This is a genomic window from Coleofasciculus sp. B1-GNL1-01, assembly GCF_040220235.1.
Lineage (GTDB): Bacteria > Cyanobacteriota > Cyanobacteriia > Cyanobacteriales > Coleofasciculaceae > Coleofasciculus.
This window is the reverse complement of record NZ_JAVJTO010000126.1, coordinates 28,162-40,015: the sequence shown is the minus strand read 5'-3', so window position 1 is coordinate 40,015 and position 11,854 is coordinate 28,162. Positions and strand designations below refer to the sequence as shown.

8 protein-coding genes are annotated in these 11,854 nt (G+C 46.4%); 3 read left to right on the top strand and 5 right to left on the bottom strand.

Annotated features, from left to right (window positions below; translation table 11 throughout):
• Positions 1–383: 383 nt before the first annotated feature.
• On the top strand, positions 384–545 hold the full coding sequence (locus RID53_RS30235; protein ID WP_006104592.1) for a ribbon-helix-helix domain-containing protein: 162 nt from the start codon (positions 384–386) through the stop codon (positions 543–545).
• On the opposite strand, the gene RID53_RS30230 is transcribed toward RID53_RS30235, so the two are convergent.
• A complete protein-coding gene (locus tag RID53_RS30230) occupies positions 495–680 on the bottom strand; it encodes a hypothetical protein (protein WP_446391616.1) in 186 nt (61 codons plus the stop codon). The two genes, RID53_RS30235 and RID53_RS30230, sit on opposite strands and share 51 nt — an antisense overlap.
• 521 nt (positions 681–1,201) lie before the next feature.
• The gene (locus RID53_RS30225) at positions 1,202–1,645 is read right to left on the bottom strand and encodes a hypothetical protein (protein WP_446391613.1); all 444 of its coding nucleotides are present in this window, start codon (positions 1,643–1,645) and stop codon (positions 1,202–1,204) included.
• A gap of 255 nt (positions 1,646–1,900) precedes the next feature.
• On the opposite strand from RID53_RS30225, the gene RID53_RS30220 reads away from it, so the two are divergent.
• Positions 1,901–3,877 (top strand): caspase family protein, encoded by a 1,977-nt coding sequence (locus RID53_RS30220; RefSeq protein ID WP_446391612.1) that lies wholly within the window; start codon positions 1,901–1,903, stop codon positions 3,875–3,877.
• A 40-nt stretch (positions 3,878–3,917) separates the two neighbouring features.
• Here RID53_RS30220 and RID53_RS30215 read toward each other — a convergent pair whose 3' ends face one another.
• Together RID53_RS30215 and RID53_RS30210 are read right to left on the bottom strand one after the other, a co-directional pair.
• Entirely contained in the window at positions 3,918–4,265 is a 348-nt protein-coding gene (locus tag RID53_RS30215) for a translation initiation factor (protein ID WP_446391611.1), read from the bottom strand.
• Positions 4,266–4,493: 228 nt separating this feature from the next.
• On the bottom strand, positions 4,494–5,702 hold the full coding sequence (locus tag RID53_RS30210) for a NupC/NupG family nucleoside CNT transporter (RefSeq protein ID WP_446391610.1): 1,209 nt from the start codon (positions 5,700–5,702) through the stop codon (positions 4,494–4,496).
• Positions 5,703–5,941: 239 nt separating this feature from the next.
• Here RID53_RS30210 and RID53_RS30205 point away from each other — a divergent pair, with 239 nt between their 5' ends.
• Positions 5,942–10,192 (top strand): PAS domain S-box protein, encoded by a 4,251-nt coding sequence (locus RID53_RS30205; RefSeq protein ID WP_446391609.1) that lies wholly within the window; start codon positions 5,942–5,944, stop codon positions 10,190–10,192.
• Between the two features lie 421 nt (positions 10,193–10,613).
• Here RID53_RS30205 and RID53_RS30200 read toward each other — a convergent pair whose 3' ends face one another.
• Positions 10,614–11,687: a glycosyltransferase family 4 protein gene (locus tag RID53_RS30200; protein ID WP_446391615.1), complete on the bottom strand. Its 1,074-nt coding sequence runs from the start codon at positions 11,685–11,687 to the stop codon at positions 10,614–10,616.
• Positions 11,688–11,854 lie beyond the last annotated feature (167 nt).

Sequence of the window (11,854 nt, the reverse complement as noted above, 5' to 3'; positions counted from 1 at the left end):
TTGAAAACGGTAAAAGCCTTATGTAACATTGTTGATGGCATTTTGCTGTTCTAATTTATAAGGTGGTTCTCGCAATCGGATTTGGTATGAATAGTCCTGGTTGCCCTAATTTTCTCTCATCACAATGAATTAGCCCTGCTTAAAAAGGGGGAGACCAAAGGATGCTTCGCGTTTTGTTCCATGGGGGAAGCCAGGGGATGCTTCGCTTTTTTTGCACGGGAGAGGGAAACGCTCTCCGGAGGGTGGGTACAAAGCCCAAACGCTGACCAACCTGGCTTGTTAGTGTAAAGTGTGTTATTTTAATGTATAACGAATTTAGATTGAGCAATAAACAGTGAAAAACTATATACTGGAATATGTTGAAGCATTAAAATTTAGGGCTGATGAAACTCAAAGGGCGGGTCACTGCTTATCTACCGGAAGAAATCCAGAGAGCCTTGGAACAGTGGGCAGAGGAAGAAAGTAGGTCACTGAGTAGCCTAGCGACCTACTTGTTAACTCAGGCTGTTAAAGAGCGTCAACAACAACAAAACCAGTCGAATTAGGGCTTGCTGAATACGTGTTGCTGGTTTAGGGAAGGGAACAGGCAATAGGCAATAGGCAACAGTTTCAATCCCTGTGTCAGGAAGATTCTGCGACCACTGAGGCACATAATGCCAAGATGTAGAGTAAGCTGTCATGCATTTAAATTGGGTATTAGTAGCGAGCAAGATGCTCGCACTACAAGGATTTCGCAATTCTTGACATTATGGTTTAAATGCCGAACAGCTTATCTAGGATCTAAAACCTTGGACTTGTTTAGCCAAAAAATGCTTGAAAGCTTTATCTGGTATGCTTTATACATTCATGCAGCTAGCCCGACTTATCAGCCAATTGGCGTAAAAGATTAAGAAGTTTTGCTGAGGCGGGAACCCATCCTCAGAGGACACAATTTGATGTAGGGACAAATCAGAACCTGAATGGTTTAGGGCTTGGGCAATTTGAGGAACCAGCACGCTACCTCAAATATTATGCACAAGCCCTCTCTCTATTTAAGTGGGTGGACACAATTAAAGTTAACGGTTGAGATTAGGGAACTCCTCGACTTACCTCGACTCCGCTCGGTAACACGCTCGGTGTGTCACAGGGAACAGGGAACAGTAAGGGTTTTAGGGCAATTTACTTGCACTTAATACAGTACCGTTTTCTTTTGTCCGACTACTTACTGATTCGGCTCAGATTCAGGGGGTTGGTTAGACTCTGATGGCTGGCTAAAGTCTAGCAGGGATTGAGTCCCCGGAAAATAAGTTGCCCAAAACGAAACAATAGGACGCCGTTTCCAGTTTTGACGACTCACGTCTAGCAACAAAATCGGAGCGATCGCGTTATTATGTTGTCCAATAATGGTCACGGCGACATCAGTGACCAAAATATCACCATCGAAACTGCGTTGGGCGGCGGCTCTAGCAACGGCTTCGGCGCGGCGGAGAAAATTAGCGTAACTTTCATCAGGCTGACTGATCAGAGAGACTTCAACTCGTGCCGTGTAAGCTTTAGCCATCTCAGGAGCGATCGCGGCGGTGATCAGCCAACTGATACTGGTACAACCGAACAACACCCATAAACCGAGTGGCGCAATTTGTTTTCGGGCAATTGACTGGAGCATTGGCGGTAGACGACGGGTTATGAAACAGAAATTTTAACAGCAGACGTTACCTGGGATAACCCCTGAAGGGCAGATTATTGATGATTCTTCAAATCTCCCCATTGCAGACGATTTCAGGGTTATCCTGACGGACAGGCGGCGAAGACTATAAAATAATTTTGTCTTTAATGTCTTGATCAAGACTGAACCGTTAGTCCGACAAGACGATGGCAACACTGATCAAGTTCCAGCCGCCAACGTCGAAACCCAAAACCCATGGCAAATTACGCTTGCGTTGCAATTGGCATTAATCGCTATCAGTTTTTACCGCCCTTAAACTACGGACAGGCGGATGCTCAAGCCTTGTGGCAGTTTCTGATGCAGCAGGGGAATGGGTCATCCCAGGATTATTTAGTTTTAACCGACCATTCACCTCTGATTGATCGCCAATCCACTTATCCCAATCAAGACAATATTTGGCGCTGGCTGGACGCGACTCGCCAACCCTCCCCAACGAATGGTAAAACGTCTGCGTCGAAGTCTTGGCGGTGGTTCTTTTTCAGTGGTTATGGGGTCTGTTGGCAACAAGCTGATTACCTAATGCCTATTGATGGGAATCCCCAGGATATTCCCCGTACCGGGATACCGATGCGATCGCTTTTCAGTTCGCTTCAGCCTCAAGGGGATGAAAACCTGCTGGTTTTACTGGATATTAACCGATCGCCGGGACTGCAAGCTGGAGAACCGGTGGGTGCGGAAACCGTGGAATTAGCCCGTCAGATGGGAATTACGCTGATCATGTCCAGTCAGCTTGGGCAATTTTCCCACGAAGCGACAGCGTTGCGGAATGGTTTGTTTAGCGCCGCCTTACTGGAAGCCCTGCGCTACTATCAAACCGATCTAACCCTGGCAAACTTGGAGCAGTATTTAGGCGATCGCTTACCGGAGTTAAGTCAACACCACTGGCGACCGATACAGACGCCTTTAATTATTATTCCTTCTGAAGCAACCCGACAACAACTCATTTTGCCTATCTCTGGGTCTACTTCCGTCGAAGAGAAAACGGCGACACCAGTAGCCTCAACCTTAACATCGGGGGATCAGAACAATGGCAAGTCAGCCTATCAAGACGCCTCTACTGATAATGGGAATGGCGCAACCGCCCCTGTCTCCAAGTATGCCGTTGCCATACCGGACAAACAACCGACGCACTCGTTAACACCTAAGGATGTCGATGAACAGTCCAACTCAGCAACTTCCAACTCAGCAACCGCTTTGGTGAAGATACCTGATTTGGCGTCCGAGGACGATAATCCAAAGGATCAGACATGGAAACAATGGCTGATGCGAGGGGGTGGACTACTACTGGTTTTAGTGCTGATGCTAATCACTCTCAAGATTCTTAACCGTCAAACTGGGACAAGTCCCCAGATTATCCAGCCTGTCACCGAAACCCAACCCAAAGCCGATGAAGAGACGGAGGGGTCAGTGACTCAAAGTCCCGTCGCTGATCAGACTAGCCCTGCACCTGAAGCCACTGGTTCACCGCTTCCCCCCTCACCCGTGGAGAATCAGCGTATTGCCCCTGTGTCTGAGGATAAACCCCAAGAACAGCCCCTAGACTCACCCTCGCCCTCTGATCCGGAATCCATGGAAGCGAACCAACGGATTTTGGCACAAGCTAAGGGTAGAATCCAACCCAATCAAGCCTCACTCTTCAGTCAAGCGATCGCCCAAGCCCAGAAAATTCAACCGGGTGAACCCCTGTACCAACAAGCGCAACAGGATATCCAGCGCTGGAGTCAGGTGATTCTTGACTTAGCCGAAGGGCGGGCGAAACAAGGCAATTTTGCGTCTGCGATCGCGGCGGCAAAATTAGTTCCGTCTACCAATCCCTCGATTTATAATCGGGCGCAGTCGGCAATTAAAACCTGGCAGACTCAAGCGAAACAGCAGCAGCAAAACCAAGGGATTATTCAAGCCGCTAAACAGCAACTGCGACGGAATCAAGCCTCGTCTTATAATCAGGCGATTAATACTTTAAGTAAAATTCCCCCAGATCAACCGAGTTATGATCAAGCGCAACAGTTAATTAATCAATGGAGTCGCCAGATTTATCTAATCGCCAATTCTCGTGCATGGCGGGGTCAGTTGTCACTGGCGATAACAACCGCCGCCTTAGTTCCGCCCGATACTCCCTCATACCCAGCCGCGCAGCAGGCGATCGCCCGATGGCAGACGGATCAACAGTAAGGAGGAGGGAAATATGACTGCAACATTTCTACAAAAGGCACTAACCGCCACTAATTTTGGCTCTATACCCCAACTGCGTCAAAATTTCCAGCAATTTATGAGCATGATCCCCTTGAATTTCCAACGTATCATCTTTAAGCGTACCACCACTACCACATTTAGTTTTAAGCTGTTTTAGCAGTTGGGTTAAAGTGTCCGGTTTACATTGAAAACCACTAATCACTGTCACGGTTTTCCCCTTGCGCCCCTTGCGAGAAGCTTGAATACGTAAGTTTTGCTGATTGGGTGGAAGTTCTTGAACTCCACGTTCCGTAGCCGCCGGATTACTACCAAATTCTTGGTATGCTACGCGCTTTTGGGATGAATTAGAAGATTTGCGTTTAGACATAGCTGTTAAATCGTTTTGTTCAATTATCGGTGAGGATGGCGGGTTTTGTTGTTCAGCTATTGGTGAGCAAGGGCGGGTTTTGTTGTTCCGTTACGTTAGTGGTGACTAGCTAAATTTATTCCCTAAACCCGCCCCTACAATTGTCCCTAAACCCGCCCCTACAGTGGCTTGTTTAATTATTATTAGGGAGAGCGGGTTTTAAGGAAAGACGTGCCATGCTAGTAATTTCTACAGTAACATTCCAGCAATACAAGCGGTCATAAAACAAGCGAGTGTTCCGCCAATTAATGCTCGCACGCCTAATCGTGCTAAATCAGGTTGCCGATTCGGCGCGATTCCACCAATTCCACCCAGTTGAATTCCAATTGAACCAATATTGGAAAAGCCACACAAGGCATAAGTAGCAATAAGAATTGACCGTTTTGATAGCTGGGATTGCTCAATCAATGCCTTAAGATCCAGATAAGCAATAAATTCACTCAAAATCGTCTTTTTTCCTAACAAAACTGCCACCTGACCACAGTCTGACCAAGGAACGCCCATCAACCACGCCACGGGAGCCAAAATAATCGCTAAAATTGATTCTAGCGTGAGCTGGGGTAGTCCCACTAATCCACCCAACCACCCCAGAATACCGTTCACCATGGCTAACAGTCCCAAGAATGCAATCAACATTGCTGCTACATTGGCGGCTAATTTTAACCCATCCAGCGCCCCTGTCGCCGCCGCATCAATCCCATTCACTGTTGTCGGCTTCACCTCCAGGGTAATTTTCCCTGCGGTTTTCGAGGATTCTGTTTCCGGATACAACAGTTTAGAAATAGCTAAAGCGGCTGGTGCGGACATCACCGAAGCGGCGATGAGATGTTCGGGAGGAATTCCAAAGGAAATATAAGCCGCCAAGACTCCCCCAGCTACAGTAGCAAATCCCCCTGTCATGACGGCGTGTAACTCCGAAAGCGTCATTGTTGATACGTAAGGTTTGATTAATAGCGGGGCTTCCGTTGAACCGACAAAGATATTTGCCGCTGCACTCAGAGTTTCTGCACCCGATGTTTTCAAGGTTTTGAACATTACCCAAGCCACCGCCTTAACCACCTGCGGCAAAATTTTATAGTGATAAAGAATCGTGATGAAAGACGAGAAAAAGATAATCGTAGGTAAGACTTTAAAGGCAAGAAAGCGCTCCTCTAAATTTTCACCCAAGACAAACTTTGCCCCAGCATCAGAGAAATCCAGAAACTGAGTCACTAACTGCCCCAAAAACTCAAAGATAACCAACCCTGGTGCTGTCCTGAGAATTAACACCGCCAGAATTAACTGCAAGGCAATACCCCATAATACAGGTTGCCAGCGAATCGCCCGCCGATTGACGGATAAAACGTAACCTAAACCAATGAATACCAGCAGCCCCGAGGCAGAAATTAAGCGTTCCATAGTATTTCTCTGACCACAAAATACAGATATCCCCAAAAGTCGTCTATACTTAAGGTTTACTCATTGGACTTGACAGGTTTAATCCTAAGTCATTTCGTGGCGATCGCAGAAAAATAATCGCCCCAGCCAGCCAGTATGAAGTATCGAGAGAAAAAATTAGATAAAACCCTGAAACAAGTCTAGAAATCTTGAATTAAATAGGAAGACATAAAAACCGTTGGCTTCAGGAGCGCTTCTCCATGAGCATTGCTACTGCTTTTAAACTGAATCATAACAATGGTTTAGCGATCAATCGCTATCCTCTCACCGTGACACCTGATATCTCGGTAGAAGAGGCTTTGGCGCGGATGACTCAGACTCACAGCAGTTGTCTACTTGTATTAGCAAATCATCAACCGAACAGTCCGATTGTAGGTATTTTTACTGAACGAGATACTGTGCAACTCATTGCTTCCGGTGTTGACTGGCGAACCTTATCTCTGGCGTCTGTGATGACGACTTCAGTGATGACGATCACCGAAATTGAAGCTCAAGATATTGTTACCGTGATTAATCGGCTGCGTCAATATAAAATTCGTCATCTTCCGGTGGTGGGAGAGAGGGGAAACTTAATCGGTGTAATCACACCGCAAACGATTCGCGATGTTCTCCAACCCGTTGATTTACTTAACCACAAAAAAGTCTCTGATGTAATGTCTACCCGTGTGATTCACGCCATGGGGACAACTTCTATTTTGGAACTCGCACAACTGATGAATACACAGCGAGTCAGTTGTGTGGTGATTGTTGAGGAGGCTGAATTTCCTGTTTCCCAGCAAAATTCAGAGGTATCATGTCACGTTTCTACACTCAAACCGTCGGTTGGGGCGGGTTTAGTCCGATCAGGGCGAGAAAAAAATGATAATAGTGAAACCCGCCCCTACATTCCGCAAAACGTGCTTCATCCAATCGGTATTGTCACCGAACGGGATATTGTCCAGTTTGGCAACTTGGGATTGGATCTGGCGAAAACCCCCGTTACCACCGTAATGAGTACCCCTCTATTACTCATTCAACCTACTGACTCGATTTGGACAGCCCATCAACTCATGCAGCAGCATCGCGTGCGACGGTTGGTAGTGTCGGGTACAGCCGGAGAATTGGCAGGTGTAATTACGCAGACGCAGATCCTGAATACGATTAATCCCATTGATATTTATCAAACCGTGGGTACATTAGAACATTTGTTAGATCAGCAAACCTATCAATTACGCCAGTTAAATCAGCAATTGCGACAGGAAATTAGTAAGCGTGAATTACTGCAAGCAAAATTTCAATCCTCTGAAGCCAAAATCCGGGCTGTATTTGAGGCAATGACGGATATCGTCCTGGTTATTGATACTCATGATCACCAGATTCAAGAGATCGAAGTTATTCCCACGTCTTCAAGTTGTCTGTATGAGGATACATTTATAGATCAGATTATCCAGCGATTGTTGGGAGATCCCACAGAAACGGATTCAGTATGGGTAGAAACGATTCAACAGGCGATCGCAACTCAACAAACGCTGACTTTAGATTACTGTCTTTGGCTACAGGGGCGAGAGGTTTGGTTTAGCGCCAGTATTTCCCCGATCACAGAACACTCCGTTGTCTGGGTGGCGCGGGATATTAGCGATCGCAAACAGATAGAAGCCTCCCTGCGAGAGAGTGAAGACTGTTTCCGTAAGGCGTTTAACTACGCCGCCAGTGGCATGGCGTTGGTTGCCTTGGATGGTCATTTCCTGAAAGTCAATCGTTACTTTTGTGAAATTCTTGGCTATTCCGAAGCCGAATTATTAGCCAAGACTTGTCCAGAAATTACCCATCCCAACGATCTAGAAGCAGAACGTGATTATGCCCATAAACTCCTCAACGGTGAACTTCGTTACTACCATTTAGAAAAGCGATATATTCATAAACAAGGACATAGTATCTGGATTCTCTTGAGCGTTTCCCTGGTGCGAGATGGTCAGGGAAACCCCTTGTATGGTCTTGCCCAAATGCAAGATATTACCGAGCAAAAACGCATCGAAGAAGCCCTGCAAGGAAACCAACGGTTGCTGCGTGCCATTACTCAGGCAAATCCCAGCATCTTGTATATTTATGACCGCATCAATCGGCAAATACTGTATTTCAATCGCAAAATCCAGAATCTTCTTGGGTATACACCGGAAGAAATCATCCAAATGGAGGAAGATGTTCTGGTGACGCTAATGCATCCTGATGATTTACCGAGAATTCACCACCATTTCCAGCACATAGAAACCGCTCAAGCTGACCAGGTGTTTGATTTAGAATATCGAATTAAACACAAAAATGGGGAATGGCGTTGGCTTTCTAGTCGGGAGACTGTCTTTACCTGGAACCAGGAAGGGAAGCCGGAGCAAATTTTAGGAACCGCCACTGATATTAGCGCTCACAAACAAGCTGAAGCTGCGCTGCGGGAAAGTGAAGAACGATGGCAATTAGCGCTTCAGGGTAATCAGGATGGGATTTGGGATTGGAATATCACCACGGGGGAAGCCTTAATTTCTGATCGCTACCGCGAAATCCTGGAATACGATACCGCTCAATTTAAACTTGATTTTCAGGGATGGCAAAACCATCTGCATCCCGATGATATTCCCTTGGTGAATCAGAGTCTACAAGATTACCTAGCGCAAAAAATACCCCATTACGCGATCGAGTATCGTCTACGCTGTCAGGATGGAACCTACAAGTGGCTACACTCTCGCGCCCAAGCCCTGTGGGATGAGGCTGGACATCCGGTGCGAATGGTGGGTTCTACCCGCGATATCACCGAACGCAAACAAGCCGAAGATCAACTCCGCTATCAGAAGGAACTTCTACAAAAGATTTTTGACCATATTCCGGTGATGATTTGTTTTTATGATGCCACAGGTCATATTCGATTAGTCAACCGAGAAGTGGAACGAATTTTAGGGTGGTCTAAAGCTGAATTGGATACGATTGATTTGTTAACTGAATGTTATCCCAATCCCAAAGATCGCCAGCAGGTTTTGGATTTTATGTTCAAGGCTTCCGGGAAATGGCAAGATTTCAGCCTGCGAACTAAAAACGGTCAAATTCTGGAAACCTCTTGGGCAAATATTCGCCTTAGTGATGGCACCAGTATTGGCATTGGGCAAGATATTACTGAGCGCAAACGGGCAGAAATCAAGCTGAGAAAGAGTGAGGAACGCTGGCAATTAGCGCTTAAGGGCAATAATGATGGGATTTGGGACTATAACCTGATTACCCATGAACATTTCCTATCACCCCGGTGTTTGGAAATACTCGGATATGACTACGAGAATATCAATACGTTTGACAAATGGATGAGTTACATTCATCCTGATCATGTCCCCTTAGTTCAGGACACCTTTCAACGGCATCTAAACCGCGAAACACCTGATTATTCCCTAGAGTATCAGATGCGCTGTCAAGATGGGAGTTATAAATGGGTATTGGTGCGGGGACAGGCACATTGGGATGAGTTAGGCAATCCTGTCCGCGCTGTTGGTTCAATTACCGATATCACGGAGCGCAAGCAGGCGGAGGAACGAGAGCGGCAAAAAACACGGGAGTTAGAATTCACTCTCAATGAATTAAAACGCACTCAAACCCAACTGATTCAAGCCGAAAAAATGTCTTCGTTGGGACAAATGGTGGCAGGAATTGCCCACGAAATTAATAATCCCACCAGTTTTATCTATGGGAATATCGAGCCAGCGACGGAGTATGCGGAAACTCTGCTCCACTTAGTCCAGCTTTATCGACAGCATTACCCAGAACCTGTCAGCGCGATCGCAGAACAACTGGATACTATAGATGTTGATTTTATTGCCTACGATTTCCCCAAACTACTAGCCTCTATGGAAGAGGGGGCGAATCGAATCATTAAGATTGTCCAATCCTTACGCAATTTTTCGCGTTTGGATGAAGCGGAGTGCAAGCAGGTCAATATTCAGGACGGGATTGATAATACCCTATTACTCTTACAGCACCGACTCAAAGAACAATCCCACCGTCCTCAGATTCAGGTGATTAAAGAGTATAATCAACTACCAACGCTTAAATGTTATCCCGGTCAGCTTAATCAGGTGTTTATGAATATCCTCAGTAATGCTATTGATGCCTTAGAGGAGAAACTGGAAACTGACCTGGACTTTGAACCCAAACTTTGGGTTCGCACGGCTGTGATTCCTGGTGAGGAAGGGTCTAAGGATAGCGAGAATCAGGGGAGTTCAAAGGTGGTAATATATATGGGAAACAATGGGGCAGAAATACCGACCGAGGTTTATCAGCGTATATTTGATCCATTTTTTACCACCAAACCTGTAGGTAAGGGAACAGGTTTAGGATTATCCATCAGTTATCAGATTGTCGTGGAACGCCATGGGGGTGAGTTGCGCTGTGAGTCGATTCCCGGTCAAGGAACGGAATTTGCGATCGCATTACCTAGTTAGGGGCTGCTGAATAAGTCTTGTGGTGGGGAGAGGGAATAGGGAACACCTCGGCTTACCTCGACTCCGCTCGGTAACAGGCTCGGTGTGGAATGGGCAATGGGCAATGGTTTCACCCCTCTGTCGAGGGAAAATTTGGTGCTGTTGTCGGCGAAAAGTTCAGGATACAAGAGGGGGGTAGTATAAAAACCTTGCACTTGTTGGGTCGAAAAATGGTTTGAAACCCCTACCTGGTCTACCTTACACATTTATACAGCAAGCCCTAATTAATGATGCAAAAAATTAGCGCAATTGTCCTAATAATGGCTGTGTGGATACTCGGTAACTGTAAATTGGGTGTTAAGTAGTCGGACAAAAGAAAACGGCACTGTATGAAGTGTTGTAATGAAGAATCCCAGATGGCTGAAAACACACAGGATTGTGTTCATCTCTCGTGAATAGTGTATAACCACTGCTCCACGCGATCGCCCATCGCTTGCGTCGAGTATTTGGCTTCAGCTTGTTGACGACAGGTATAGCGGTTAATCCTATCCAATCCGTTAATCGCCTCAACCAATCCCGCCACAGAATCCGGTTCTACCAAAAACCCCGTTTTCCCCTCCTCGACAATTTCCGCCGGTCCACCGCGACGGTAAGCAATCACAGGAACGCCACAGGCGAGGGCTTCTATCGCCACATTGCCAAAGGCTTCTACCCAACGCGGCGTCATTAATAATCCCCGACATCGCCGTAACTGTTCCTGCAACTCACTCGTCGAGAAAAACCCTAAATAATCAATCGGCGCTTCCGGGTAATCCCGCAAAATCTGTTGCCAATAGTCCTGATTTTGCAGCACTCCCATAATTTTCAGGGGAATCCCCGTCTTATGAGACGCCGCCACTGCATCCTCTAACCCCTTTTCTGGGGCAATTCGCCCCATCCATCCGATCCACGGTTCTGGTTCTGGACAAAAATTATAGCATGATAAATCAATACCACTACCCAAACACCGACAGCGATCGCCAAATCTAAATGTAGCCGCCTGGGATTGGGAATAGACGCCCACTGTACCCGGAAACGCCATTACCACTTTCTCGATAATCTCATCCATCGCATCGGAGATAGAACTCATCGTCACCCAATGGGCAACGGGACGAGAAAAAAACGGGGTTACATAAAAGGGCAGCCAATCATAGGCAAAATTGACAATTAAATCATAGTCGAATTGTACTTGTCGTGCATAATCCCAAAACCCTGCCAAAACTGAAGACGGAGGAATAATAATCGGTGTATCTCGTGTTTGTGTTTGAGCGCTAGTTTGCACCGTTCCGCTAATTTCCACCAGAGGCATACCCCAACCCGTGGACCCTTGCGTTGCTACAATGGTGACTTGATGTCCACGTCTGACTAAATCGCTAGCAACATTACGTAACGTTAATTCAACACCGCCTGTCAATCCCGGACCCAAGGGACCCACTGGACTAGAAATGAGCAGTAGTTTTAGAGAATTCTTGTTCATTAAATTATGACTTATAAAATAACCCGTCAATTGTAGTGGCGTGGCACACCCTTGGCAATATAAATTAACCATTAACCCAGAAACCGTAGGGGCGCAAAGCTTTGCGCCCGGTTCAATGGTCAAATCCATTCCACAATTTTAGTCATACCCAATCCGCCTTTATTACC